The 23991-nt window shown below is 71.8% G+C and carries 25 protein-coding genes; 12 read left to right on the forward strand and 13 right to left on the reverse strand.

The annotated features are described in order from the left end of the window. Positions 1 to 79: 79 nt before the first annotated feature. The 3 genes from BJ984_RS11380 to BJ984_RS11390 all read right to left on the reverse strand — a co-directional run bounded on the left by BJ984_RS11380 (position 80) and on the right by BJ984_RS11390 (position 2542). On the reverse strand, positions 80 to 862 hold the full coding sequence (locus BJ984_RS11380) for an ABC transporter ATP-binding protein (protein WP_271206590.1): 783 nt from the start codon (positions 860 to 862) through the stop codon (positions 80 to 82). Between the two features lie 182 nt (positions 863 to 1044). Next, positions 1045 to 1497, reverse strand: coding sequence for a protealysin inhibitor emfourin (locus BJ984_RS11385; RefSeq protein ID WP_246306455.1), 453 nt, complete (start codon positions 1495 to 1497; stop codon positions 1045 to 1047). Further along, positions 1475 to 2542, reverse strand: coding sequence for a M4 family metallopeptidase (locus BJ984_RS11390; RefSeq protein WP_179548121.1), 1068 nt, complete (start codon positions 2540 to 2542; stop codon positions 1475 to 1477). Before BJ984_RS11390 ends, BJ984_RS11385 begins: the two co-directional genes overlap by 23 nt. A 157-nt stretch (positions 2543 to 2699) precedes the next feature. On the opposite strand from BJ984_RS11390, the gene BJ984_RS11395 reads away from it, so the two are divergent. Together BJ984_RS11395 and BJ984_RS11400 are read left to right on the forward strand one after the other, a co-directional pair. After that, positions 2700 to 4352 (forward strand): Ada metal-binding domain-containing protein, encoded by a 1653-nt coding sequence (locus BJ984_RS11395; RefSeq protein WP_179548122.1) that lies wholly within the window; start codon positions 2700 to 2702, stop codon positions 4350 to 4352. Beyond that, a complete protein-coding gene (locus BJ984_RS11400) occupies positions 4349 to 4852 on the forward strand; it encodes a methylated-DNA--[protein]-cysteine S-methyltransferase (RefSeq protein WP_179548123.1) in 504 nt (167 codons plus the stop codon). Before BJ984_RS11395 ends, BJ984_RS11400 begins: the two co-directional genes overlap by 4 nt. 143 nt (positions 4853 to 4995) lie before the next feature. Here the strand turns inward: BJ984_RS11400 and BJ984_RS11405 are convergent, their stop codons facing one another. Further along, complete coding sequence (locus BJ984_RS11405) at positions 4996 to 6048, reverse strand: LLM class flavin-dependent oxidoreductase (RefSeq protein WP_179548124.1); 1053 nt, start codon at positions 6046 to 6048, stop codon at positions 4996 to 4998. A gap of 149 nt (positions 6049 to 6197) precedes the next feature. Between BJ984_RS11405 and BJ984_RS11410 the strand changes: the two genes are divergently transcribed. Both BJ984_RS11410 and BJ984_RS11415 read left to right on the forward strand, forming a co-directional pair. Beyond that, entirely contained in the window at positions 6198 to 7067 is an 870-nt protein-coding gene (locus tag BJ984_RS11410; protein WP_179548125.1) for a universal stress protein, read from the forward strand. A 125-nt stretch (positions 7068 to 7192) separates the two neighbouring features. Next, positions 7193 to 8209 carry a J domain-containing protein gene (locus tag BJ984_RS11415; protein WP_179548126.1) on the forward strand — a complete coding sequence of 339 codons (1017 nt, stop codon included), beginning with the start codon at positions 7193 to 7195 and terminating at the stop codon, positions 8207 to 8209. 175 nt (positions 8210 to 8384) lie between these two features. On the opposite strand, the gene BJ984_RS11420 is transcribed toward BJ984_RS11415, so the two are convergent. Then, positions 8385 to 9359, reverse strand: a complete 975-nt coding sequence (locus BJ984_RS11420; RefSeq protein ID WP_179548127.1) for an NAD(P)H-quinone oxidoreductase — start codon at positions 9357 to 9359, stop codon at positions 8385 to 8387. 119 nt (positions 9360 to 9478) lie between these two features. On the opposite strand from BJ984_RS11420, the gene BJ984_RS11425 reads away from it, so the two are divergent. From BJ984_RS11425 to BJ984_RS11435, 3 genes are all read left to right on the forward strand, one after another. Beyond that, complete coding sequence (locus tag BJ984_RS11425) at positions 9479 to 11077, forward strand: AMP-binding protein (protein ID WP_179548128.1); 1599 nt, start codon at positions 9479 to 9481, stop codon at positions 11075 to 11077. A 75-nt stretch (positions 11078 to 11152) separates the two neighbouring features. Further along, positions 11153 to 11914, forward strand: coding sequence for a dienelactone hydrolase family protein (locus tag BJ984_RS11430; RefSeq protein WP_179548129.1), 762 nt, complete (start codon positions 11153 to 11155; stop codon positions 11912 to 11914). Positions 11915 to 11984: 70 nt separating this feature from the next. Continuing rightward, positions 11985 to 12371 carry a VOC family protein gene (locus BJ984_RS11435; RefSeq protein WP_179548130.1) on the forward strand — a complete coding sequence of 129 codons (387 nt, stop codon included), beginning with the start codon at positions 11985 to 11987 and terminating at the stop codon, positions 12369 to 12371. Positions 12372 to 12494: 123 nt separating this feature from the next. Here BJ984_RS11435 and BJ984_RS11440 read toward each other — a convergent pair whose 3' ends face one another. Both BJ984_RS11440 and BJ984_RS11445 read right to left on the reverse strand, forming a co-directional pair. Then, positions 12495 to 12833 (reverse strand): GNAT family N-acetyltransferase, encoded by a 339-nt coding sequence (locus BJ984_RS11440; protein ID WP_173180692.1) that lies wholly within the window; start codon positions 12831 to 12833, stop codon positions 12495 to 12497. A gap of 59 nt (positions 12834 to 12892) precedes the next feature. After that, positions 12893 to 13558, reverse strand: a complete 666-nt coding sequence (locus BJ984_RS11445; RefSeq protein WP_271206589.1) for a DNA-3-methyladenine glycosylase I — start codon at positions 13556 to 13558, stop codon at positions 12893 to 12895. A gap of 43 nt (positions 13559 to 13601) precedes the next feature. On the opposite strand from BJ984_RS11445, the gene BJ984_RS11450 reads away from it, so the two are divergent. Then, positions 13602 to 13763: a hypothetical protein gene (locus BJ984_RS11450; protein ID WP_179548131.1), complete on the forward strand. Its 162-nt coding sequence runs from the start codon at positions 13602 to 13604 to the stop codon at positions 13761 to 13763. Here BJ984_RS11450 and BJ984_RS11455 read toward each other — a convergent pair. From BJ984_RS11455 to BJ984_RS11470, 4 genes are read right to left on the reverse strand one after another with little or no spacing between them, the layout of a single operon-like run. Continuing rightward, complete coding sequence (locus BJ984_RS11455; protein WP_179548132.1) at positions 13760 to 14197, reverse strand: YdeI/OmpD-associated family protein; 438 nt, start codon at positions 14195 to 14197, stop codon at positions 13760 to 13762. The two genes, BJ984_RS11450 and BJ984_RS11455, sit on opposite strands and share 4 nt — an antisense overlap. Before the next feature lie 28 nt (positions 14198 to 14225). Beyond that, positions 14226 to 15020 carry a ferritin-like domain-containing protein gene (locus BJ984_RS11460; RefSeq protein WP_179548133.1) on the reverse strand — a complete coding sequence of 265 codons (795 nt, stop codon included), beginning with the start codon at positions 15018 to 15020 and terminating at the stop codon, positions 14226 to 14228. An 18-nt stretch (positions 15021 to 15038) separates the two neighbouring features. After that, positions 15039 to 17390 (reverse strand): SDR family oxidoreductase, encoded by a 2352-nt coding sequence (locus BJ984_RS11465; protein ID WP_179548134.1) that lies wholly within the window; start codon positions 17388 to 17390, stop codon positions 15039 to 15041. Continuing rightward, the gene (locus BJ984_RS11470; RefSeq protein WP_179548135.1) at positions 17387 to 18355 is read right to left on the reverse strand and encodes a hypothetical protein; all 969 of its coding nucleotides are present in this window, start codon (positions 18353 to 18355) and stop codon (positions 17387 to 17389) included. The genes BJ984_RS11465 and BJ984_RS11470 overlap by 4 nt, the downstream gene beginning before the upstream one ends. A gap of 101 nt (positions 18356 to 18456) precedes the next feature. Between BJ984_RS11470 and BJ984_RS11475 the strand changes: the two genes are divergently transcribed. The 3 genes from BJ984_RS11475 to BJ984_RS11485 are packed head-to-tail and all read left to right on the forward strand — an operon-like array spanning position 18457 to position 21691. Continuing rightward, a complete protein-coding gene (locus BJ984_RS11475) occupies positions 18457 to 19257 on the forward strand; it encodes an SDR family NAD(P)-dependent oxidoreductase (RefSeq protein WP_179548136.1) in 801 nt (266 codons plus the stop codon). Then, positions 19257 to 19964 carry a lysophospholipid acyltransferase family protein gene (locus tag BJ984_RS11480; protein ID WP_179548137.1) on the forward strand — a complete coding sequence of 236 codons (708 nt, stop codon included), beginning with the start codon at positions 19257 to 19259 and terminating at the stop codon, positions 19962 to 19964. The genes BJ984_RS11475 and BJ984_RS11480 overlap by 1 nt, the downstream gene beginning before the upstream one ends. Continuing rightward, on the forward strand, positions 19961 to 21691 hold the full coding sequence (locus tag BJ984_RS11485; protein ID WP_179548138.1) for an FAD-binding oxidoreductase: 1731 nt from the start codon (positions 19961 to 19963) through the stop codon (positions 21689 to 21691). Before BJ984_RS11480 ends, BJ984_RS11485 begins: the two co-directional genes overlap by 4 nt. A 9-nt stretch (positions 21692 to 21700) precedes the next feature. Here BJ984_RS11485 and BJ984_RS11490 read toward each other — a convergent pair whose 3' ends face one another. Further along, positions 21701 to 22291: a TetR/AcrR family transcriptional regulator gene (locus tag BJ984_RS11490; protein ID WP_179548139.1), complete on the reverse strand. Its 591-nt coding sequence runs from the start codon at positions 22289 to 22291 to the stop codon at positions 21701 to 21703. A 92-nt stretch (positions 22292 to 22383) separates the two neighbouring features. Here BJ984_RS11490 and BJ984_RS11495 point away from each other — a divergent pair, with 92 nt between their 5' ends. Then, the gene (locus BJ984_RS11495) at positions 22384 to 23277 is read left to right on the forward strand and encodes a hypothetical protein (RefSeq protein ID WP_179548140.1); all 894 of its coding nucleotides are present in this window, start codon (positions 22384 to 22386) and stop codon (positions 23275 to 23277) included. Positions 23278 to 23292: 15 nt separating this feature from the next. Here the strand turns inward: BJ984_RS11495 and BJ984_RS11500 are convergent, their stop codons facing one another. Next, the gene (locus BJ984_RS11500) at positions 23293 to 23946 is read right to left on the reverse strand and encodes a TetR/AcrR family transcriptional regulator (RefSeq protein WP_179548141.1); all 654 of its coding nucleotides are present in this window, start codon (positions 23944 to 23946) and stop codon (positions 23293 to 23295) included. Positions 23947 to 23991 lie beyond the last annotated feature (45 nt).

The raw sequence follows: 23991 nt of genomic DNA on the forward strand, positions 1-23991 counted from the left end.
TGGCCGGGCCGATCGTGGTCGCTGTCGGGGTGGGCGGACCGCGCATCCCTCACCCGCCCGTGGGGCGGCGGGGCGGCGGTCAGGCGCGGTGGGCGGCCGAGTGAGCGTGCCAGCGGCCGTGGCGGTGCTCGATGGCGATGGGGTGGGCGAAGGCGGCCGTGACGTTCGCCGTCGTGAGGACGGTGGCGGCCGGGCCGATCGCCGTGACGCGGCCGTGAGCGAGGAGCATCGCGTGGGACGTCGTGCTCGGGAGCTCCTCGAGGTGATGCGTGACGAGCACCGAGGCGAGGCCCGGGTGCGTCTCGCGCACGCGGTCGAGGGTCTCGAGCAGCTGCTCGCGGGCGGCGACGTCGAGGCCGGTCGACGGCTCGTCGAGCAGGAGCAGCTGCGGATCCGTCATCAGCGCCCGCGCGATCAGGGTGCGGCCGCGCTCGCCTTGCGAGAGCGTCGTCCACGGTTCGGCGGCGCGGTCGGCGAGGCCGAGCAACTCGACGAAGGCGTCGGCGCGCTCGCGATCATCCGCACCCGGGGCCCACCGCGGCACGAGCTCGACCGACCCGGTGAGCCCGGTGAGCACCACCTCGCGGATGCTCAGCCCCGACCCGAGCGGATGCCGCGGATTCACGTGCCCGATCGACCGCCGCAGCGCCTGCAGCTCGACGCGCCCGATGCGCTGCCCGAGCACGTGCACCTCTCCGCTCGACGGATGCTGCACCGCCCCCGCGAGGCTCAGGATCGTGCTCTTCCCGGCCCCGTTCGGCCCGATCAGCGCCCAGTGCTCGCCGGACCGCACCTCGAATGACACGTCGTCGAGCAGCACCCGCCCCTGCCGCACGAACCGCACCCCGCGGAACTCGAGCACCGCCGCATGCGCGCTAGCGGGCGCCTCGAGGTCGATTGGCGCACGCGTGGCGCCGACCGAGCCGCTATTCGCCTCGGTGGACGTCTCGCGTGGTCGAACCCACGCTCCGGGTTCGGGGGAGGAGGGCGGAACGCTCATCCGTCCATTCTCACCCGGGCCGGGGACGCGGGTGGTGCGCGCGGTCAGCGGCGGGAGGCGTCCTTCACCCGGTCGACGAGGTCGCGCCACGGTCCGTCGAGGTGCTGCTCGGGCACGCGAGCGCCATGCTCGACCTCCGGCTCGTCGGGCGCGTCGACGAGCACGCGGATCGTGTAGACGAAGCGGTCGGCACCGGATGCCCCGTCCCCGTCCCCGTCCGCCCCGGATGCTCCGCTCCCGTCGGCCGGATCGGGTGCGTCCCACGGGCACGACTCCACGAGCGACAGCCACGAGTCGACGTCGTTCTCCTCGGACGCCTCGATGCTCCACTTCGGAGACATGCCGGCGACGCCGCCCGACCGCGCGACCGTGATCCGCAGTTCCCGACCACCGGCAGCGGACTCGGGCGCACCGGCACCGGCATCGCCGTCGTCGCCCACGGGCTGCGGTGCTCGCGCGGGTTCGGTGTCGGGTTCAGGCGGGGTCTGGTCGGTCATCGCTCCTCACGCCCACGGTAGCCCATGCCGACACGATCGCGGCAGCCTCGGTGGAGTCGTCGCCGAAGCGCGAGCGGGCCGCCGCCACGGTGGCCTCGGCGAAGGCCGCGAAGTCGGCGGTCGGCGCGAGCGACCCGGTGATGGCGTCGTACCAGACCTGCCCCGCCCGCTCCCAGGCGAAGCCGCCCAGCTCGATCGCCGCCAGCGCGAACGCCCGGTTGGGGATGCCCGAGTTCAGGTGCACCCCGCCGTTGTCGTCGGCGGTGTCGACGTAGTCGTCCATCGACGCCGGCTGCGGATCCTTGCCGAGAACGTCGTCGTCGTACGCCGTGCCGGGCGAGAGCATCGAGCGCAGCGCCCGGCCCTCGACGGCGTCGGTGAACAGTCCTTCGCCGATCAGCCAGCTCGCCTCGGCGGCGGTCTGACCCAGCCGGTGCTGCTCGACGAGGGCGCCGATCACGTCGCTGAACGACTCGTTCAGCGCGCCCGACTGCCCCTGGTACTCCAGTGCCGCCGTGTACTGCGTGACCCCGTGCGCCAGCTCGTGCCCGATCACCGACAGCGATGCCGTGAATCGGCCGAAGACCTCGCCGTCGCCGTCGCCGAAGACCATGCGCTGCCCGTCCCAGAAGGCGTTGTCGTAGTCGACGCCGTAGTGCACGGTGGCGTCGAGCGGCAGCCCGCGCCCGTCGATCGAGTCGCGCCCGAAGGCTTCGGCCAGTAGCGAGTGCGTCGCACCGAGCCCCTCGTAGGCCTCGTTCACCGCCGGGTCGCCCGACACCGCATCGCCCTCGCGCCGCACCACCCGGCCGGGCAGCGTCTCGGTGCCCCCGGCGTCGGAGATCGTGCGCTCGGGAGCGGCGTCGTCGGCCGCCACCGGCTGCCCAGGGACGGGCGGCACGAACGCCTCCCGGCGCCGCTCCTCGCGCAGCGGCGGATCGGCCAACAGCGAGCGACGAGCCGCCTGCGCGGCCCGCTGCATGCCGTCGGCCTCGGTCTCGGCGATACGGGCCAGCAGGTACGGGGGAACGATCGAGTGCGCCATGCCCCGACCCTACGGCCACCCTCCGACACCCGCACCGGCCGGGGCGGCCGACCCCTGCACCAGTCCCGAGGCCGCCGCGCCCGGCCGATCAACCCCGCCCCACCGCCGTGTCCGATTCCCGCTAGAAGCGAGCGGATGCCCGTGCGAGACTCCCTCCATGGACTTCGCCGAGCGCTACCGGATCATCTCCTCGCGCGACCCCCGCTTCGACGGCCAGTTCATCACCGCCGTCCGCTCCACGGGCATCTACTGCCGCCCCAGCTGCCCCGCGCGCACCCCGAAGGAGCAGAACGTCACCTTCTACGAGACCAGCGCCGCCGCCCACGAGGCCGGCTACCGCGCCTGCAAGCGCTGCCTCCCCGAGGCCGTGCCCGGAACGCCGGCATGGAACCTCCGCGACGACCTGGCCGGCCGCTCCATGCGCCTCATCTCCGACGGCGTGGTCGAGCGCGAAGGCGTCGACGGCCTCGCCCGCCGCCTCGGCTACTCGACCCGCCACCTCGCCCGCGTGCTCACCGAGGAGCTCGGTGCCGGCCCGCTCGCCCTCTCCCGCGCGCACCGCGCCCAGACCGCGCGCACGCTGCTCACCTCGACCGACCTCCCGATGGCCGACATCGCCTTCGCGGCGGGCTTCTCGAGCATCCGCCAGTTCAACGACACCGTCGCCGAGGTCTTCCAGCTCACTCCGACGTCGATCCGCGAGCGCCAGTCGCGGCACGACACGGCCGCCCCCGGTTCGATCACGCTCTCCCTGCCCTATCGCGAGCCCCTCGACATCGGCGGCCTCTTCGTCTGGCTCGCGGTCCGCGCGATCCCGGGCGTCGAGCACCTCGGAACCGACGCCGAGGGCACCTTCGACTCCTACTCCCGCTCGCTCGCGCTGCCCGGAGGCCCTGCGTGGTTCACGGTTCGACGGATGCCCGGCGGCAGCAGCCCGCGCCTCCTCCTCGACGCCCACCTCACCGCTCTCGGCGACCTGCCCGTGCTGGTCTCGCGCATCCGCCGCCTGTTCGACCTCGACGCCGATCCGGTGGCGATCGACGAGGCGCTGTCGGCCGCCGCGCAGGCCTTCGGCGCCGAGGGGGGCGCGTCAGCGGTGGCGGGGCGGGCGCTGGCCGCTCGGGTGGCGGCGACCCCGGGCATCCGGATGCCCGGGGCGGTCGATCCCGCCGAGATGCTGTTCCGCGCCATCGTCGGCCAGCAGATCACCGTGGTCGCGGCCCGCACCCTGCTGCACCGGTTGACGCTCGCGGCCGGGTCCGCGTTCCCCGCCCCGCCCCCGGGCGCCGCCCCGGATCCGTCCACGCCGACCCTCCTCTTCCCCACGCCGGCGCAGATCGCCGAGCACGCCGGAGCGGTGCTCACCGGCCCCCGCGCCAAGATCGCCACCGTGGTGAACACCGCTGAGCTGCTGGCCTCGGGCGCCCTCGAGCTCTCGTTCGGCGACGACGCGGCCGAGCAGCGGCGGCGCCTCGTCGCCCTGCCGGGCATCGGCGACTGGACCGCCGGCTACCTCGCCATGCGCGTGCTCAAGAACCCCGACGTGCTGCCCACCGGCGATGTGGCGCTCCGAACCGGTGCGCGCCGCCTCGGGTTCCCGGATGCTCCGCGGGCGCTCGCGGCCTGGGCCACCCCCTTCGCACCGTGGCGCACCTACCTCTCCCTGCACCTCTGGTCGGCGTCGGCCCCACCGCCTCGCCCGCCCGAAGCCACGCCGACCCGGCGGACAACCGCCACCGCGGCCACGCGCACGCCAACACCCACGACTCGCCGGAAGCCGCCCACCATCCCCACCGAGGAGACCCCATGACCGCCGTCATTCAGTTCGTCGACACCCCCGACGGCCCGTTCGGCCTGATCGCCGACGCCGAGGGCCGCGTCATCGCCTCCGGCTGGACGGCCGACCCCGCCGCGCTGCTGGCGCGCCTCGCGCCCGCCCTGCAGCCGGCCGAGCTGGAGCCGGGCGAGACGAGCGCCGCGGAGGCGGTCGCCGCCTACTACGCCGGCGAGGTGAGGGCAATCGACACGGTCGAGGTCGCCCAGACGGGAGGGGGATTCCACCGCGCCGGATGGGAGGCGCTGCGGACGATCGAGCCCGGGCATCCGCTCAGCTATCAGCAGTTCGCCGCGCACCTCGGACGCCCCACCGCCGTCAGGGCGGCGGCCAGCGCCTGCGCGCGCAACGCGGTCGCGCTGTTCGTGCCGTGCCACCGGGTGCTGCGCACCGACGGCACCCTCGGCGGATTCGCCTGGGGCACCGCCGTCAAGCGCTCGCTGCTCGCCCGCGAGGCCGAGGCCGCCGCGGCCTGACCCGCCCTTCGCTCGCCACCTGACACAACATGTGGCACCTCGGCGCGACTTGACGCAAGTTGTGGCAACTGGGCGCGACCTGACGCAAGTTGTGGCGACTGTGCGCGACTTGACGCACGTTGCGGCAACTCGCCGCACAGCGATCAGGCCGGAACCGGCGCCTCCGCCAGCAGCTCCCGCACCCGCGGGATGACCTGCGTGCCGTACAGCTCGATGCTCGTCATGAGGTTCGCGTGCGACAGCGGCCCGTTCCCGTACTTGAGGTCGAAGCGGTCGACGCCGAGCACCCGCACGGCCGACGCGATCTTCTGCGCCACCGTCTCGGGCGATCCCACGTAGAGCGAGCCGTGCGGCCCCGCCTCCTGCTCGAAGTGCGCCCGCCCCATCGGCGACCAGCCGCGCTCGCGCCCGATGCGGTTCATCTGCGACTGGTAGTGCGGCCAGAGCTGCTCGCGCGCCTCCTCGTCGGTGGCGGCGACGTGGCCGGGGGAGTGCACGCCGACCGGCTGGCGCTCGAAGCCGAACTGGTCGAGGGCGCGGTGGTAGAGGTCGGCGAAGGGGGCGAAGCGCACCGGGTCGCCGCCGATCACCGCGAGCATCAGCGAGAAGCCGTAGCGGGCGGCGCGCACGACCGACTCGGGGCTGCCTCCGACGCCGACCCAGGTCTTCAGGAGGCCGGTCTCGAGCTGCGGGAACACCTGCTGGTCCTTCAGCGGAGCGCGCGTCGAGCCCTCCCAGGTGACCGGCTCGCCCGAGCGCACGGCGGCGAAGAGGTTCAGCTTCTCCTCGAACAGGCGCTCGTAGTCGCCGAGCTCGAAGCCGAACAGGGGGAACGACTCGGTGAACGACCCGCGCCCGAGGATGACCTCCGCGCGCCTGTTCGACAGCGCATCCAGGGTCGAGAACCGCTGGAACACGCGCACCGGGTCGTCGCTCGAGAGCACCGTGACGGCCGAGCCGAGGTGGATGCGCGAGGTGCGCGCCGCCACCGCCGCCAGCACGACCTCGGGGGCCGAGACGGCGAAGTCGTCGCGATGGTGCTCGCCGAAGCCGATGAAGTCGACGCCCACCTCGTCGGCGAGCACGGCCTGGTCGACGAGGTTCCGCAGCACCTGCGCGGCGGGCAGCAGGCTGCCGTCGGGGGCCGCGGTCACGTCGCCGAAGGTGTCGAGTCCGAGCTGGAGCTGCTCTGCCATGATCTGAAGTCCTGTCCGTCGGTGCCGCGTCTCACGCCCATTATCCATGCGTGTGTATGAAACCAGCCAACCGGATGCTCGCCCGCAGTATTCCGCGCGGCCCCCGCCTGCCAGACTGGAGCCCAGTCACCCGTCGTGAGGAGCCCTCCATGCCCGCCCCCATCCTCGTCGGATTCGACGGATCGCCCGCCGCCCAGACCGCCCTCGACTGGGCCCTCCGCCGCGCGGAGGCCACCGGCTGCGACCTCGAGGTGCTCTACGTCGCCGACACCTCGTGGGACTCCGAGGCGTTCACCGCCGCCCCGCTGCTGCAGCAGAAGGGCGAGGTCGTCGCCGCCGAGGCCGCCTTCCATGCCGACAGCAAGGCGCCGCACGTCACCGTCACCTCGAAGGTGCGGCGGGGCAACCCCGTCACCGAGCTCGTCGCCGAGGCCGAGGCGATCGGCGCGAGCCTGCTGGTGGTCGGCAGCTACCGCAAGGACCTCTACGAGCGCCTGACCACGAGCGCGGTGAGCCTGCGGGTCGCGGCCTCGGCGACGGTGCCGGTCGCGGTGATCCCCGACGTCCCCGCGACGAAGCGGCACGGCGTGGTCGTCGGCATCGACGGCGGGCCGTCGTCGGCGCGCCTGGTGAAGACGGCGCTCACAGAGGCCGGGCTGCTCGGCGAGCCGCTGCAGATCCTCACGGCCTGGACCTTGCCGCCGCTGATGCAGCCCGAGTTCACCGACGGCTCCGAGCTCTACGAGGCGCTCGAGCAGCGCGCGAAGGACGTGGCCGAGGAGACGGCGGGGGAGGCCCGCGGCGAGGGCGGCACCGAGACGCCGGTCGAGACGCGCGTCGTGCTGGCGGCTCCGTCGGCCGCCCTGGTGACCGCGGGCAAGGAGGCCGCCCTGCTCGTCGTGGGCAGCCACGGCCGGCACGGCATCGGCCGCTTCCTGCTCGGCTCGGTGAGCCACGACGTCATCCTCGGGGCGCAGTGCCCGGTGCTCGTGCTGCGGGTGACCGACAAGGTGTCCTGACCCGGGCTACCCCGCGGCCCGACCCGCGCCACCCCGCAGCCCGACCCGCGCCGACGGCCGGAGCGTGCGATTCCGCTGACCGCGCATTCGGCGAACACCCCGGAAACGCCCGGTATCGTGAACGCGTGTCCGACAGCCCTCTCGCCCAGAGCCCCTACGAGGTGCTCGGCGTCGGTGCAGCGGCGACTCAGGACGAGCTGAAGAAGGCCTACCGCCGCCTGCTCCGCGAGACCCACCCCGACACCGGCGGCGACGCCGTGCGCTTCGTCGCGGTGCAGCGGGCCTGGGAGCTCGTCGGCGCTCCCGACGACCGGGCCGCCTACGACCGCGGGTCGAGGGGCGGAGGCGCCGGCAGCACGCACACCGCCGGAGCGTCGGGCTCGGCGTCGACCCCGGGGTCGGGCTTCGGCCCGGCGACCGGCGGCCGCGCATCCGGTCGCCCCGCCAGCTCGACCGTGAAGGCCCGCACCTACGGGCACCCCGGTGGACAGGAGCGCGAGGTCTACCTCACCCTGCTGCGCGAATGGGTGGGCCGCGGCGTCGAGATCGCCGACCCCTACGACCCGGCGCTCGTGCGCAGCGCACCGCGCGAGATCCGCGGCTGGCTGGCGAAGGCGATCGCCGAGGAGTCGACCGCCGGCCTCGTCTCGACGCTCGGCATCGGCTACACGATCTGGAACAACGTGCTCTCGGGCCGTTCGGCGAACGGCGTGCCCGAGACCATCGACCACGTCGTGCTCGGCCCCTCGGGCCTCTACGCCATCCAGTCCGAGGACTGGGGCGCCGAGGTGCGGCTGAAGAAGGACGAGCTGGTGGGCGAGTCGGTGCACCCCGACGAGGAGCCCATGCACGAGCTGCACCGGGCCGCGAAGTCGCTCGGCCGCTCGCTGGGCGTGAAGTTCACCTCGCTCGTCGTGGTGGTTCCGGATGCGGCACTCGCCGAGCCCGCGGAAACGGTCGATCGCGGCCGGCTCTCGGGCTCGGTCGTGGTGCGCCGATCGCTGCTGCCGCAGCTGCTGCGGAACGGCGTCGACGGGGCCTCGGGCGGGCGCGGAGGCTGGGGCGGTGGCGCCGAGCGCACGAGCATCGACCGCGTGTTCGAGCTGCGCACCCGCCTGCAGAACGGCATCCGCCTGGCCTGACCGGCCCACCTGCCCGCGCCCGCGCCAAACCGCTACCGGGTGGCGGTGAGTCGCGCCAAACCGCTGCACTTACCCGCGACTCAGCTCCCAGAGCAACACTCAGGCGCGACTCAGCCTCGGTGCGCTCATGCGGGCTCTGCCGGGCGACCGCGCGCCTCGCCCGTCAGCCGGCCGGTCAGACCACGAGCAGGATCTTGCCGATGTGCGCCGAGGACTCCATCAGCCGGTGGGCATCGGCCGCGTCGGCGAGCGGGAAGCGTGCTCCGATCACCGGCCGCACCCGCCCGTCGGCCAAGAGCGGCCAGACGTCCTCGAGCACGCTGCGGATGATCTCGGCCTTCTCCTCGTCGGGCCGGGCGCGCAGGCTCGTCGACCGCAGCGTGCCGCGTTTCCGCATCAGCGCCCCGAGATCGAGGGCGGCCGGCCCGCCGCTGGAGGAGATGTTCGCGATCCGCCCGTTCACCGCGAGCGCGGCGACGTTGCGGTCGAGGTAGTCGCCGCCCACCACGTCGAGCACGACGTCGGCGCCTCCGGCCTCGCTCTGCACCCGCTCGACGAAGTCGTCGCGGGTGTAGTCGATCAGGATGCTCGCCCCGAGCTCCCGGCACGCCTCGAGCTTCTCGGCCGAGCGTGCCGTCACCGCGACCCGGGCGCCGAACGCGCGGCCGAGCTGCACCGCCATCGTGCCGATGCCGCTGGATCCGCCGTGCACGAGCAGGGTCTCGCCCGAGCGCAGTCCGGCGAGCTGGAAGACGTTCGACCACACCGTCGCCACCACCTCGGGCAGCCCGGCGGCGTCGACGAGATCGACGGAGTCGGGCACCGGCAGCACGTGCCCGGAGTCGACCACGACCCGGGTGGCGTAGCCCCCGCCGCCCAGCAGGGCGCAGACCCGGTCGCCCACCGCGAAGCCGGAGGCCTCCGCACCCGGCCCGAGCTCGCCGACCGTGCCCGACACCTCCAGGCCCGGCCACGCGGGAGCCCCGGGCGGCGGGGGATAGTGACCCTGCCGCTGGGCGACGTCGGCGCGGTTCACCCCGGCCGCCGCCACCTCGATCAGCAACTGACCGGGGCCGGGGCGCGGGTCGTCGACGTCGGAGAGTTCGAGAACGGATGCGTCGCCGGGGTGGGCGATCAGAACGGCCTGCATGACGGCCACGCTACGCCCCTGTCCGCGCTCGGAGTCGCACCCGCGAGAACGCCGGAGAACTTGCGAGAACTCCTCGATTCGGTGTCGAATAGGCCAACGACTATCGAAGGAGATAGCTCATGACCCGTTCGTCCTACCCCGACGTCGACATCCCCGACCTCAGCGTCTACGACGCCCTCTTCTCCGGCATCGCGGAGTCCGACCTCGACCGGGTCGCCCTCGTCGACGGGCCGAGCGGCGACGAGACGAGCTACCGCGCCCTGATCGCCCAGATCGACGCGCTCGCCGGCTCGCTCGCCGCCCGGGGACTCGCCGTGGGCGACCGTGTCGGCATCCTCTGCCCGAACGTGCCGGCCTTCGCGACGGTCTTCCACGGGGTGCTGCGGGCGGGCGGCACCGCCACCACGATCAACTCCCTCTACACCGCGGAGGAGATCGAGAACCAGCTGACGAGCGCCGGCGCCACCTGGCTGTTCACGGTCTCGCCGCTGTACGCCCACGCCGCGGAGGCGGCGGAGAAGGCCGGCATCGGCGCCGACCATCTCGTCGTGATCGACGGCGCCGAGGGCCACCCGTCGCTCCGCGACCTGCTGTTCGAGCGGGCGGCGCCGCCCGAGGTCTCGTTCGACCCGTCGACGCACCTGGCCGTGCTGCCCTATTCCTCCGGCACCACCGGGCGGCCGAAGGGGGTCATGCTGACGCACCGCAACCTGGTGGCGAACATCCACCAGTGCCGCGACGTCATCCCGCTCTCCCGCGACGACCGGGCGCTCGCCGTGCTGCCGTTCTTCCACATCTACGGCATGTCGGTGCTGCTCGACTACGCCCTCCTGCAGCGGGCCGCCCTGGTCACGATGCCCAAGTTCGACCTGGTCGAGTTCCTCCGCACGGTCAGTGACGAGCGCTGCACGTGGGTGTTCATCGCGCCACCGATCGCGGTCGCGCTGGCCAAGCATCCGCTCGTCGACGAGTACGACCTCTCGGGCGTCGAGGTGATCTTCTCGGGGGCCGCCCCGCTCGACCGGGAGCTGGCCAAGGCGGTCGCCGGCCGCATCGGCTGCCAGGTGCGTCAGGGCTACGGCATGACCGAGACGAGCCCCGTGACGCACGCGATCCCGATCGAGGGCGACATCGATCTGTCGTCGATCGGCCTGGCCATCCCGAACACCGAGTGCCGGCTGGTCGACCCCGAGACCGGTGCCGACATCGAGTTCCCGGATGCCGGCACCAGCGCCCCCGGTGAGCTGCTGATCCGCGGGCCCCAGGTGATGAGCGGCTACCTCAACGACGAGGAGGCCACGGCCCGAACCATCGAGGCCGACGGCTGGCTGCACACGGGCGACATCGCGACCGTCACGGCGGAGGGCGTGTACGCGATCGTCGATCGGCTGAAGGAGCTGATCAAGTACAAGGGCTACCAGGTGGCTCCCGCCGTGCTCGAGGCGGTGCTGCTCTCCCATCCCGACGTGGTCGACGCGGCCGTGGTGGGCGTTCCCGACGACGACGCGCAGGAGGTGCCGAAGGCCTTCGTGGTGCGCCGTCCCGACGCCGGCGCCGACTTCGACGAGACCGCGGTGATGGCCTTCGTCGCCGACCGGGTCGCGCCGCACGAGAAGGTGCGGCTGGTGGAGTTCATCGACGCCATCCCGAAGTCGACCTCCGGCAAGATCCTGCGGAAGGACCTGCGCTCGCGGGTGGGGCGGCACGCGCTGACCTGAGGGGCGGGGTGTCGCCCGCGGCAGCCGACCGCACCCGTCCACGGGACTGTCGGCGGGAGGTGGTAGACCGAGAGGATGACCGACTACAGCTCCACGCACCAGGCCCTGCTCGACACCGTCCCGCTCCGCGAGGGGGCGCGCATCGCGAGCGAGCGTGTGCACTACGACGAGGGCGGTACCGCGCTCGACGGCTTCTTCGTCGCCGACGCCGCGATCGACGGGCCGCGGCCGGCGGTGCTGGTGCTGCACGACTGGACGGGGGAGCAGGAGTACACCCGCGTGCGCGCCGAGATGCTCGCTCGCCTCGGCCTACTGGCCTTCGCCGCCGACCTCTACGGCGCCGGGGTGCGCCCGACCGGTGACGACGCGGCCACCGAGGCCGGGAAGTACTACGGCGACCTGCCGCTCCTGCGCCGCCGGGTGCAGGCGGCCTACGACGTTCTGGCGAGCGACCCGCGGGTCGATCCGTCGCGCATCGTCGTGATCGGCTACTGCTTCGGCGGCTCGGCCTCGATCGAGTTCGCCCGCACCGGAGCAGCGCTCGCCGGGGCCGTGAGCTTCCACGGCGGTCTCGTCACGCACGAGCCGGCCGACGTCGAGAGCATCCGCACGCCCCTGCTCGTGCTCACCGGCGCCGACGACCCGGTCGTCCCCGACGACGCGGTCGTCGCCTTCGAGGACGAGTTGCGGCAGAACCCCGCGCTCGACTGGCAGATCGTGCTCTACAGCGGCGCCCCGCACGCGTTCACGCTGCCCGAGGCGCCGAGCTGGCGGCCGGTGGCCGACGCCCGCAGCTGGCGGGCCTTCCGCGCGTTCCTCGACGAGGTGCTCGCCTAGTCCGTCAGCCGGAAGCCTTTACCCGCCGCCGGAGCCGTGGCATTGTGGACACTGTACACAGGAGGTGCACATGCTCACGACCACCCACGGTTTCAGCGGTTTCAGTGTGACCGACATCGAGGCGTCCACGACGTTCTACCGCGAGGTCCTCGGGCTCGAGGTGTCGGCGAACGAGATGGGCATCCTCGACATCGCCCTGCCCGGCGGGGGCGCGCACGTGCTCGCCTACCCCAAGGACGACCACGTGCCGGCGGTGTTCACCATCCTGAACTTCGCCGTCGACGACATCGACCGGGCGGTCGACGAGCTCGAAGCGGCCGGGGTGGCGCTCGAGCGCTACGAGGGCATGCCGCAGGACGAGCGGGGCGTGATGCGGGGCAAGGCCGCTGATCGCGGCCCCGACATCGCGTGGTTCCTCGACCCGTCGGGCAACATCCTGTCGGTGCTCAGCGACTAGCCCGGGTTCGGCGCCCGGGCGGGCGGCGTCGCGCGAGCATCCGTCGCCCGAGCATCCGTCGCCCGAGCATCCGTCGCCCTAGCATCCGTCGTCCGAATATCCGTCGCCCGAGCAACCGGCGCTCTAGAGCGACGAGCGCAGCTCGATCGACACCGGGTCGATGATGTCGTCGAAGTCGTGGTGCTTCTCGACGTAGCGCACGACGAAAGGGCAGATCGCCACGGCCCGGAGGCCGGCGTCGCGCACCTGCTCGAGCGTGCCCTTGATCAGGGTGCTGCCGTAGCCGTGCCCCTCCTGGGCCGGATCGACCTCGGTGTGCAGGAAGACGCGGTCGACGCCGCGGTCGGTGTACTCCGTGAAGCCCACCTCCTCGCCGTCGACGAGCAGCGCGTAGCGGTTCTGCTCGGGCTGGGGCACGACCTCGACGGTCGCCTGGGGGTTGTCGCTCTCGTTCTCGCTCATGACCCCAGCGAAGCAGATTCCGAGCGGATGCGCGAGCGGCGCACCTGGCCCCGCCGGGGTCACCTCGGCGAGCCGTCGGGCGCCCACACCCCCGAGCTGCCCCGGCGATGACTGCCGACCAGATGCGTGTCGAGGATCCCGACCGCCTCCATCAGCGCGTGCATCGTCGTCGGACCGACGAAGCGGAAGCCCTTCGCGCGGAGCGCCGCCGCCAGCGCGGTCGACTCGGGGCTCACCGTCGGCACCTCGGCCATCGACCGCGGAAGCGGGGTGCGGGCCGGCCGGAACGACCAGATCAGCCCGGACAGCCCACCCGGAGTGGCCGGATCCTCGCGCAGGGCGACCGTCGCCCGGGCGTTTCCGATCGTCGCGAGGATCTTGGCACGGTTCCGCACGATCCCGGCATCGCCCAGCAGCCGGTCGATGTCGTCGTCGCCGAAGCCGGCCACGGCCTCCGGGTCGAAGTCGCAGAACGCCGCCCGGAACGCCGGCCGCTTCCGCAGGATGGTCGCCCAGGACAGCCCCGACTGGAAGCCCTCGAGGCTCAGCCGCTCGAACAGCCCGCGCTCGTCGCGCACCGGCACACCCCACTCGGTGTCGTAGTACTCCCGCAGCAGCGGATCGACCGAGGCCCAGGCCGGGCGGGCCAGGCCGTCAGGACCGGTCACGACGTCGGAGCCGGACACGGCGGGGGAGGCGGCGGGGGCGTTCTCTGCGGGCGGCACCCGTCTAGTATTGAACGAAGCCACTACTGAGGAGGATCACCGGATGAACGTGCTCGCTGCCATCGGAGCCATTCTGCTGTTCCTGCTCGGCATGTTCCTGTTCGGCACCCTCGCCAACGCGTGGGTCTTCTTCGCCGGCATCCTGTGCGTCTCGGGCTCGGTCTTCCTGGCCACGTCGATCCTGTCGACGCAGCGCCGCCACTAGGAGACCAGCTCCTCCAGCGCCTTCGCCAGGCGTCGCTCGCGCGTGGCATCGGTCTTCGCGTCCTGGATCGAGAGCGCGATGCGCTTCTTGTTCGTGAACGAGAGTGCGGCGAAGGCGGCCGCGGCATCGGCGTCCCCGGCCAGAGCGGCGGCGAGGGCATCCGGGAGCTCGACCTCGCGCGGAGCCTCGTCGAGCTCGACGCCGACCACGACGGTGTCGCCGGCGACCACGCCCGCGGCCGCCCGGTTCTCGGCGCTCAGCGCGATCAGGTACTGACCGGTGTAGAACACGATCGAGCTTCGGTAGCTGTGGCCGCCGACGGTGACGACGACCGGGATGCGCTTGCCGCGATCGAGTGCCGTCACCACGCTCTCGGGCACCGGGATGCCCGTGTTGTTCTTGCCGCTGGCGAGGATCGTCGTGCTGAACTCCATGTCAGCAGTATGGCCCAGCGGAATGGCGTCAGGCGGCGATGCCGCGCGCGTCCAGGGCGTCCTGCACGATGGTGAGACCCTCGAGCCCCGGCATGCGGGCGATGTGCGCGTCGATCTTGGCCGCCTCGCGACGACCCTCCGGCCCGCCCATCAGGTGGCCCATGACGTGCTTCACCTCGTCGTCGCTCATCACGCCCGAGCCCACGGGCCCCCAGAAGTTCTTCAGCGCGAAACGGGCCAGCACCTGGGCCTTCTTGCTCTTGCCGAGACGCTCGCGGGCCTGCGTGGCGTAGAAGGCCACGTGACGCGCCTCCTGCTTCGCGATGCGGCGCAGCAGCTCGGCGAGCACCGGATGCGCCTCGAGGTCGGCGAGCCGGTTGTAGGCGGCGACGGCCGACCACTCGTTGGCCGCGCCCCACACCATGTGCACGGCGATGAAGCCCGAGCCGACGATGTTGCCGAGCAGGGACTGCTTCACCGGGTCGAGACGGTCCTTCCAGCCGAGCTTCAGGCGGGTGGCCTTCAACTCGTCGAAGTCGACGATCACGTCGTGCTCGGCCAGTACGGCCGCGAGGGCCTCGCCGTGCCAGAACTCCTCGCGGTTCCACATGGTCATGAACGCCGTGACGTCCTCGTCCTTGTGGGAGGGGGTGACCAGCATGTCGCGCAGGTAGCAGACCGTGTGGTACTCGATATCGCACATGTAGCGGAGGCTCCGCAGCGTGCCCTCGGGAAGGGGGTGCTCGCGGAAGTCGGAGAAGTCGAGATCCTGCCACGCGACCTTCGTGGAGGTCTCCGTGTACTTGTCGATGTCGAATGCCATGCGGGTGTCGGGGGAGCGTCAGGTGGCGCTCGACCGGTCTCCTTCCTCGGGTGCGGATGCCGGTGCGTCGGGCAGCAGAGCCAGATTAGCCGGTGTGACGGGGCGATCGGATGAACGTCTGGTCCAGTCCTCCACCGTCCACTTCATTCGTTGCGCGTGCCGATACAGATCGGTGTCGGGATTCACGACCGAGGCGTTTCCCAGCAGCTTCAGCCAGGCGACGTCGGCGAGGCTGTCGCCGTAGCCGTACGACTGGGTCAGATTCGCGCCGTGACCGGCCGCGTACTCGCGGAGCCAGGCGGCCCGCGCCTCGTCGACCAGCGGGGGAGCGGCGAGGTAGCCGGTGAGCACGCCCTTCGAGGCGTGCATCTCGCCGGCGACGACCTCGTCGAAGAACGCGGAGAAGGGTTCGGCGGCCGAGCTCATCGCACCCGTGACCAGAACCGTGCGGTGCCCGGCGGCGCGGTGCTGGGCGACGCGGTCCAGAGCATCCGGAATCGCCCGGCTCAGCATGGCGGCGCCGAAGCGGCCCTGCACGAGCTCCTGCAGCTCCTCGACGCGGATGCCCTTGTAGCGGCGCACGAGGGTGCGGATGAACTCGCCGCGGTCGCGCCGCTCGGCCCGGAGGAACCCGGGCACCGAGACCACGAGGCTCGCGAACTCCTGCGGCCACTGGGCCTTCGGGGTCATGCCGAGCCGCATCCAGAGGTACTGCTCGACGAGGTTCGACTCGACGACGGTGCCCTCGAAGTCGAACACGGCCAGCACGTCGCTGCGCACCGGCAGTGCGCGCTTGGCTCGGACCCGGCCGGCGGGCCGCTTGGCGAACGCCTTCGTCAGCCCGGTGATGGAGGGGAAGTGGATGCTCTGGAAGTACTCGTGCCAGTCGATCTCGGCCACGTCGAAGCCGCGGTCGGCCTTCAGCTCGTCGGGGATCGAGGCGTGCAGCGCCCGCGTGTTGCGGTCGTCGAAGATGAGCTCGGTCTGCACGTAGGCGCGGTAGAGCTCGGCGAAGTAGCGCAGCTGGTCGAGGCCCTGCTGGCGGCGGCGGAGCGTCTCGGTCCACTGCCGCGTGCGCGGGTTCGAGGGCATGCGGATGACGGCCTGGTCGGCGACCGAGGCGATGCGCTCCTGGAGGCGGAGCGTCCGCTCGACCGAGCGGCCGCCGGGGAAGCGCCACGACGGGACGGCGATGCCGCCGTCGTCGCCCGGCATGGGGTTCTCGGTGAAGAACTCCTTGACGTTCTCGTACATGGTGTGGAACGGCAGCGGGTTCCGCGCGCCGGACACGACCTGGTAGTAGCGCGGCTCGTCGACGGGCGCCGGCGTCACGGCGGCCGCGAGGATCGCGTTCACGACGAAGTCGACCGGGATGACGTCGAGGATCGAGTCGGGCACTCCCGGGAACTCGGGCAGCTGGCCGCGGCCGTAGGCCATGATCAGCGGGTCGGCGACCTTGAAGCCGTCGAGCCAGCCCGGGAACGGGTGGCGGAGGGCGCTCTCGATGATGGAGGGGCGGACGATCGACAGGCGGTGCCCGGCCGTGCCCCACAGCTCCTCGGCGGCGCGCTCGGCGAAGGCCTTGGTGAGCGTGTAGACGTCGGTCCAGCCGAGCGACTCGGCGCGGATGCGGCCGTGGTCGATCAGGCGCTTGGTGACCCACTCGATGCGGGCGGCCTCGGCGTCGGCGGCGACCGCCTGCGGGCCGACCTTGCCGAGCTTGGCGCGGCTCTTCGCGAGCAGGCCCCGCAGCACCTCGGGCTGGCGGGAGGCCATCTCGACGCGGCGGCGGGCCGACTTCGCGGCGGCGTTCTCGGCGCGCCAGTCGATCTCGTGCTCGAGCGGCGCCTCGGGCGAGACGCCCTTGCGCATGCCCCCGACGTAGGCGGTGGAGACGTGCACCACGTGCGGGTCACTGCCCGAGGCGAGCAGCGCGCCGTAGAGGCCGGTGGCTCCGTCGACGTTGGTCTGGAAGGCCTCGTCGATCGGCGGGTCGAACGAGACGGTGGAGGCGCCGTGCAGCACCACGTCGATGTCGCCCGGCAGCTCGCCCGGGTTGGCGAGGTCGCCCTGGATGACGGTGAGGCGCTCGCTGATGGCGCGCTCGACCTCGGCCTCGCCGACGGCCTCGCGCCAGGTGCGGAACACCGGCTTCTTCAGCAGCGTCTGCAGGCGGGTCTCGCCGGTGGTGCGCGACTTCGGCCGGATCAGCAGCGAGACCCGGGTGTCGGGGTGCGAGGAGAGCAGCCGTTCCAGCACCGCCTGGCCGACGAAGCCGGTGGCGCCCGTGAGCAGCACACGGGAGCTGCCCAGAGAGAAGGCGGGGTCGGCGGGGGTCGTCGTGGGGTCGGTGGGGGTGGCGTCGGTCATCCGGTCGCTCCGCCTTTCGTGGAGGTCGAGGTGGTCGAGGAGGTCGAGGTCGTTCGGGTGGATCGGGTCGTTCGGGTGGATCGGGCCGCTCGGGCGGGTGCGAGACCGTGGCGGAGGCCGGCGAGGCGGCGGCCGAGGGCGTGCCCCGCTCCCCGCGAGGGGGCGAGCGCGCGCTCGCGGGCCGCCCGCACCACGTGCAGCGCGCCGAGCCCCGGGAGCTCCCGCACCTTCGCGTCGACGCCGGCGGTGAGCTCGGCGTCGAGGAGTTCTTCGTAGAAGAAGGCCGAGGCGGATTGCTGCACGCTGGCCGCGCCGATCGGCCACGGGGTGCGCGGCAGGGCGCGGCGGGCGAGGTTCTGAGCGCGGCGCGAGGCGGTCAGGCGCGCTCGGGCGTCGGGCTCGACGAAGGCGCGGTGACGCTTCTTCACCTCGAGGATGCGCTCGAGCAGCGAGACCAGCTCGGGGTTCGGGTCGAGCGTCTTGAGGCGGAGATAGGCGGCCTCGGTCATCCACTCGTCGACCGCCACGGTGGTGAGGTGCACGCCGATCACGTCGGGCCCGATCGCGTTCGCGCGGAACGACTCGACGATGGGCGTCGCCCGCTCGGACAGCTCGAGCGCGATCGCCTTGAGGCGGGGGAGCTCCTCGATCGCGGTCGGGTCGACGCCGTGGGCGCGCACGATCACCTCGAGGGCGTCGGCGATCCAGTACTTCTCGAACGCCCAGGTGGTGAGGAACGCGGTGACCCGCGCGTCCTTGTGGGTGGGGGTGACGAGCACGTTGCGCAGGTAGGTCATGGTCGAGCGCTCGAGCTCGCGCAGGTAGGCGAGCAGGCGCACGGTGCGATCGGTGAGCGGATGCTCGGCGAACGCCTCGAGATCGATCTCGCCGCGGTGGCTGCCGACCGCGGTGCGGGCGAAGTCGCGCACGTCGAAACGCTCGGGAACTCGTTCTTCGACGGACATCTGGTCTCTCCGAGGCGGACTGTCCCCGGCGTGGTCGGCGAGGAGGGGTGAACGGATGCGCTCGTCTAACGCTACGCACTCCGTAGCGTATCCTAAGCACCATGGCGACGGCTCTGGTGACCGGTGGAACCTCGGGGATCGGTGCAGCATTCGCCCGGGCCCTCTCCCTTCGAGGGTACGACCTCGTCCTCGTCGCGCGCGACGAGGAGCGGCTGCGCGAGACGGCCGCCGAGCTCTCCCGCGACGGCGCGACGAAGGTCGAGACCATCTCCGCCGACCTCTCCGTGCGGGCCGATGTCGACCGCGTCGCCGAGCGGCTCGAGTCGACGGATGCGCCCATCGACTTCCTGGTCAACAACGCCGGCTTCGGCATCCACGGCTCGCTGCTCGAGCGCGACGTCTCCATCCACGAGCGCGCCCTGTCGGTCATGTGCCTCGCCGTGCTGGTGCTCGGCGGTGCGGCCGGACGGGCGATGAAGGCCAGGCACAAGGGCGCGATCCTGAACGTCTCCAGCGTCGCGGGCACCATCGCGACCGGCAACTACTCGGCGGTCAAGGCGTGGACGACGGCGTACACCGAGGCGCTCGCGGTCGAGCTCAAGGGCACGGGCGTTCAGGTCACGGCGGTTCTGCCGGGCTGGGTGCGCACCGAGTTCCACGAGCGGGCGGGCATCCGCACGAAGTCGATCCCCGAGTTCCTCTGGCTCGACGCCGACGCGCTGGTGGAGGAGTGCCTGCGCGACGTCGCACACGGCAAGGTGCTCTCGGTGCCGTCGAAGCGGTTCCGTTTCCTCATGCTCTTCACGCGCCACCTGCCGCGCCGTACCATCCGCTGGATCTCGGGCCGCATCTCGTCCAGTCGAAGCAAACCGATCGTGCCGTCGGAGGCGAAGACCTCATGATGACCCACAACCACCCGCACCTCATCCGCGCCCCGAAGGACCGCTTCACGAGCGGCGTCATGGCGAACATGCGCTTCGTCGCGCAGCGGATGCTGCTGAAGCCGGTGGTCTGGTCGATCACCCGCGTCAGCGTGCACGGGCACGACGCCGTCAAGGGTGTTCAGGGCGCGTTCATCGCGGTCGCGAATCACTCCAGCCACCTCGACGCTCCGCTGATCATGTGCGCGCTGCCGCGGCGCATGGGCCGGTACCTGGCAGCCGGAGCCGCTGCGGACTACTTCTTCGACATCTGGTGGCGGCGCATCCTGACCGCCCTGTTCTTCAACGCCTTCCCGATCGACCGCACCGGCACCGCGCAGAAGCAGGGCGTGTCGAAGAAGCTGCTGAACCGCGGGGTGCCGCTGCTCGTCTTCCCGGAGGGCACGCGTTCGAAGACCGGCGAGATGGCCGACTTCAAGGCCGGCGCGGCCGCGCTCTCGCTCGCCTGCGACGTGCCGCTCGTGCCCGTCGCGCTGGTCGGCGCGAGCGCCGCCATGCCGCGCGGACGCAACTGGCCGATCCCTGGGCGCCCGCCCGTGGCGGTCATCTTCGGGGAGCCTATGATCGGACTGCCCGGCGAGACGCCCGACCAGTTCTCGAAGCGCATCAAGGCCGAGGTGCAGCGACTGCACGCGACCGGAAGCAGCACTCTGAAAGGATCCTCATGACCGACGTGAAGCACATGAAGTGGTGGGGCTGGGGCCTCGAGGGCGTCGGATTCCACTTCGAGGACAAGCCCGACTTCGCCCCGTTCGTTCAGAAGGCGGTCGCGCTCGACATCAGCGTGCCGCCCGTGCCGCCCCTGTCGTTCGACGAGCTCACGGTCGAGCCGCCGCGCATCACGGCGTCGTTCGAGGCCGAGCTGGTGTCGATCGTGGGGGCGTCGCACTCGACGACGGATGACATGGCGCGGGTGGTGCACACCTACGGCAAGAGCATCCGCGACCTGCTGCGCGTGCGCCGCAACGAGATCGCCCGCGTGCCCGACGTCGTCGTCTACCCGGCCGACGAGGCCGAGGTGCAGCGCATCGTCGACGCCGTCGTCACCGAGGGCGCCGTGCTCATCCCGTTCGGCGGCGGCAGCAACATCGCCGGCAGCCTCGAGCCGCTCGCCGACGAGAAGCGCACGATCGTCTCGCTCGACCTCGGCCGCCTCCGTCGCGTGCTCGACATCGACGAGGGCTCGGGCCTCGCCCGCATCCAGGCCGGCGCCCAGGGCCCCGACCTCGAGGAGCAGCTGAACGCCCGCGGCTGGACGCTCGGCCACTTCCCCGACAGCTTCACCCACTCGACGCTGGGTGGCTGGGTCGCGACGCGCTCCTCGGGCATGCAGAGCGACAAGTACGGCGACATCGCCGACATCGCGCGCGGCCTCCGCATGGTGCGCCCGGGCACCGTCGTCGTGCTGCGCCCGCTGCCCTCCACCTCCACCGGTCCGTCGGTGCGCGAGATGATCATCGGCTCCGAGGGCCGTCTCGGCGTGATCACCGAGGTCACCGTGCAGGTGCACCGCCAGCCCGCCGTTCGCGAGGTTCAGGCCTACTTCTTCCCGAACTGGAAGGCCGGCCTCGCGGCGATGCACGAGATCTCGGAGTCCGACGCGTCGCCGTCGATCACCCGGGTGTCGGATGCTCGGGAGAGCGGCTTCTCGCTCGCCACCCGCAAGGAGTCCAAGGGTGTCTCGTCCTTCGTGACCAAGACGCTGATGTCGGTGCTCCAGCGCCGCGGCTGGGTGCTCGAGGACATGTGCCTGTCGTTCATCGGCTTCGAGGGCAGCTCCTCGCACGTCTCCTACGAGAAGAAGCTCGTCTCGAAGATCGTGCGCAAGCACGGCGGCCTCGGCGTCGGCAAGGGCCCGGGCGCCCTCTACGACCAGAAGAAGTTCGACACGCCCTACCTCCGCGACTTCCTGCTCGACCGGGGCGCCGCCGCCGACGTGTCGGAGACCGCGGCCCCGTGGTCGAAGCTGCAGAAGGTCTACGACGACACCGTCGCCGCCGCGAACAAGGCCTACGACGCGCTCGGCGTGCACGGCTGGATCATGTGCCACCTCTCGCACTCGTACCACTCCGGCGCCTGCCTCTACTTCACCTTCGCGTTCGTGCACGGCGACGACCCGATCGCCCAGTACGAGGTCGTGAAGTCGAGCATCCAGCAGGCCTTCATCGACGCCGGCGGAACCCTCTCGCACCACCACGCAGTGGGCGTCGAGCACTCGCCGTGGATGGAGCAGGACATCTCGGCCGGCGGCGTCGCCCTCATGCAGGGCCTGTTCGACGCGGCCGACCCCGGGCAGCAGTTCAACCCGGGCAAGATCCTCGGCACGCCGATCACGCCCGAGGAGGTCGCCGACCGCGTCGCGCACGCGCCCCGCGCCGGCACCCCCGCCCACTAGCGGACAGGGCTACTGCGGGGGAGTCAGGGCCGGCCAGAGCAGCGTGAGCAGCCGGTCGGCCCACTCCTCGTCGGGTTCGCCGCCGCGGATCACCTGACCGACAGCCGAGCCGAGCAGCACGCTCACCACGAGCTTCACGTCGAGGCCGGCCCGCAGGTCGCCGCGCTCGACGGCCTCGTCCAGGAACGAGACGAGCTGGTGGCTGCGCATCCGGATCATGTCGCGCAGCTGCTCGGTGAAGGGCGCGTCGCCGTCGTCGACCAGGATGGCGGCGACCGTGCCGCGTCCCACGATGTCCTGCACGCGCACGCGCGCCGCTCCGAGCAGCCAGTGCAGCGTGTCGTAGGTGCTCATGCCGCTCGGCAGGGTCACCTCGGTGGTCGCGGCGTCGATCGCGGCGGTCAGGAGCGCCTCGCGGTCTTCGTAGCGGCGGTAGATCGTCGTCTTCGCGACGCCGGAGGTCGCGGCCACCGCCTCGACCGTCACCCCGGCCGGGCCGCGGTCGCGCAGCAGCTGCAGCGTCGCCGCCACGATCCGCTCGTCGGCGGCACCGCGCTGCGCGCCGTCGTGCTGCCCCGCGGGGGCGCCGGAGCCGCTCATCCTGCCATCATGCCAGTCCCGATGGGTGCGCTCACGTGGCTTGACATGAGCTATGCTCGCGTTCCATGAGGAAATTGATCCTGATCCTGGCGGTGCTGCTCGCCGTCGCCGGCGGGCTCGTGGCAGGGGCGCCACCCGCGCAGGCTCTCGGCTGCGTGCTCGGGCCCAGCCTCGCCAGTGCGGCCCGTGCCGTCGGGATCAGCTGCCCCCAGATCGACGGAGGCTCAGGCGCTGAGCACTGGGGTGCGGCCGGTGGGGCGTGCAACTTCGGCTGGGAGTCCACGAACCTCCCGCCCGGCCTCCTCGACTTCCTCTCGGCCACGATGATCACCCGGGCGCATTTCACGTCTGACGGCGACTCGGTGACCGCGACTTTCTTCCGGAAGAGGGGGAAATTGGTCGGCGCCATCACGATCATCTCGAGGCCCGACAAGACGTTCACCATGAACGTCGATGTCTATGGTCGTGACGGCATCGGCTGGGAAGGCGTCGGCTTCGACTGCAAGACCTCGAAAGACGGTCCGATGTACAAGATGGAGCCCTTCCTCGAGACGAAGGTCCTCCCGGATCCCGGTGGCACCCGATCCGCAGTGACGAGTTTCGTGTCGGTGCGCGGTTCGATGACGGCGGTGGGGACGGCCACTCATCTGCTCCGGGTCGACGTCACGAACAACGGTACCCATGACACGATCGCCGACGTGCAGCTCGATCTCGACGGGTACCGGGTGACGGGTGTTCCCACCCTGCCGCCGGGTGCCTTCTGCACGCCGGCGGAGGGTTTGGTCTGCATGGCCGACGGAATCGCTCCAGGGGCCACAGCGAGCTATGTGCTTCTGCTGCAATCCGACGGCGACTTCGCGGCAGGGGCCTCGATCGATGCCGCTGTCTCGAGTCAGGGGCTCGTGAAGTCGAAGACCTCGATCGGAGCACCGCCGGTCAGGAGGGCTGGTCTGGTGACCGACTTCTTCGTCATCGACCGGCCATGACGCCGACGGGGCGGGTCAGAGGCCGCGGTCGACCATGTCGAGGAGGCGGGAGGTCGCGAAGTCGACCATGCGGTCGTCCAGGCCCCGGAGGGGGCCGTCGATGATGAGCATGCCGAGGCCGTGCACGGTGGCCCAGGCCAGGAACTCGGCGTTCTGGCGGCGGGCCGCGGGCATGGCGCCGGTTTCGACCATCGCGTCGAGCGCGAGGCCGACGAGCTGGAACGGGGTGCGGCCGGCGCGGCCCGCCTTGGCGGCGTCGAAGGCATGGCTGAGGTCGTCGGGCACCGAGTAGGCGGTGCGGAAGAGGCCGGGCTCCTCGCGGGCGAAGGCGAGGTAGCCGAGGCCCACGGCCCGAAGCATCGCGCGGGCGTCGGCTTCGGTCAGCGTTCCGTCGGGGCCGGTGGGCGGATGCTCGGCGAGCTCCCGCTCGATGCGATCGGCCGCGAAGCCGAGGCAGCTGTCGCTGACGGCCTTCAGCAGCGCCTCCCGGTCGGCGAAGTGCCGGTAGGCGGCGTTGGGGGAGACCCCCGCGCGGCGCGTCGCCTCACGCAGAACGACGGCGTCGGGTCCGCCTTCGCGAGCCATCCCGATTCCGGCCTCGAGCAGCGCCTCGCGCAGCCCGCCGTGCCGGTAGGTCGACCGCGACGGCGGTGGCTCCTCATCGCTCATGCTCAGCCTCTGGGGGTAGGGATGCGTCCGCGGGTGACGGACGCT

The sequence above is a fragment of the Herbiconiux flava genome, assembly GCF_013409865.1.
In the GTDB taxonomy this organism is placed as follows: domain Bacteria; phylum Actinomycetota; class Actinomycetes; order Actinomycetales; family Microbacteriaceae; genus Herbiconiux; species Herbiconiux flava.

Coding starts and splice junctions, on each gene's coding strand:
- BJ984_RS11480 (WP_179548137.1), top strand. CDS start 19,257: ATGACCCACAACCACCCGCACCTCATCCGCGCCCCGAAGGACCGCTTC.
- BJ984_RS11410 (WP_179548125.1), top strand. CDS start 6,198: ATGCCCGCCCCCATCCTCGTCGGATTCGACGGATCGCCCGCCGCCCAG.
- BJ984_RS11395 (WP_179548122.1), top strand. CDS start 2,700: ATGGACTTCGCCGAGCGCTACCGGATCATCTCCTCGCGCGACCCCCGC.
- BJ984_RS11420 (WP_179548127.1), bottom strand. CDS start 9,359: ATGCAGGCCGTTCTGATCGCCCACCCCGGCGACGCATCCGTTCTCGAA.
- BJ984_RS11465 (WP_179548134.1), bottom strand. CDS start 17,390: ATGACCGACGCCACCCCCACCGACCCCACGACGACCCCCGCCGACCCC.
- BJ984_RS11430 (WP_179548129.1), top strand. CDS start 11,153: ATGACCGACTACAGCTCCACGCACCAGGCCCTGCTCGACACCGTCCCG.
- BJ984_RS11385 (WP_246306455.1), bottom strand. CDS start 1,497: ATGACCGACCAGACCCCGCCTGAACCCGACACCGAACCCGCGCGAGCA.
- BJ984_RS11405 (WP_179548124.1), bottom strand. CDS start 6,048: ATGGCAGAGCAGCTCCAGCTCGGACTCGACACCTTCGGCGACGTGACC.
- BJ984_RS11470 (WP_179548135.1), bottom strand. CDS start 18,355: ATGTCCGTCGAAGAACGAGTTCCCGAGCGTTTCGACGTGCGCGACTTC.
- BJ984_RS11425 (WP_179548128.1), top strand. CDS start 9,479: ATGACCCGTTCGTCCTACCCCGACGTCGACATCCCCGACCTCAGCGTC.
- BJ984_RS11485 (WP_179548138.1), top strand. CDS start 19,961: ATGACCGACGTGAAGCACATGAAGTGGTGGGGCTGGGGCCTCGAGGGC.
- BJ984_RS11400 (WP_179548123.1), top strand. CDS start 4,349: ATGACCGCCGTCATTCAGTTCGTCGACACCCCCGACGGCCCGTTCGGC.
- BJ984_RS11440 (WP_173180692.1), bottom strand. CDS start 12,833: ATGAGCGAGAACGAGAGCGACAACCCCCAGGCGACCGTCGAGGTCGTG.
- BJ984_RS11460 (WP_179548133.1), bottom strand. CDS start 15,020: ATGGCATTCGACATCGACAAGTACACGGAGACCTCCACGAAGGTCGCG.
- BJ984_RS11455 (WP_179548132.1), bottom strand. CDS start 14,197: ATGGAGTTCAGCACGACGATCCTCGCCAGCGGCAAGAACAACACGGGC.
- BJ984_RS11490 (WP_179548139.1), bottom strand. CDS start 22,291: ATGAGCGGCTCCGGCGCCCCCGCGGGGCAGCACGACGGCGCGCAGCGC.
- BJ984_RS11435 (WP_179548130.1), top strand. CDS start 11,985: ATGCTCACGACCACCCACGGTTTCAGCGGTTTCAGTGTGACCGACATC.
- BJ984_RS11390 (WP_179548121.1), bottom strand. CDS start 2,542: ATGGCGCACTCGATCGTTCCCCCGTACCTGCTGGCCCGTATCGCCGAG.
- BJ984_RS11500 (WP_179548141.1), bottom strand. CDS start 23,946: ATGAGCGATGAGGAGCCACCGCCGTCGCGGTCGACCTACCGGCACGGC.
- BJ984_RS11450 (WP_179548131.1), top strand. CDS start 13,602: ATGAACGTGCTCGCTGCCATCGGAGCCATTCTGCTGTTCCTGCTCGGC.
- BJ984_RS11475 (WP_179548136.1), top strand. CDS start 18,457: ATGGCGACGGCTCTGGTGACCGGTGGAACCTCGGGGATCGGTGCAGCA.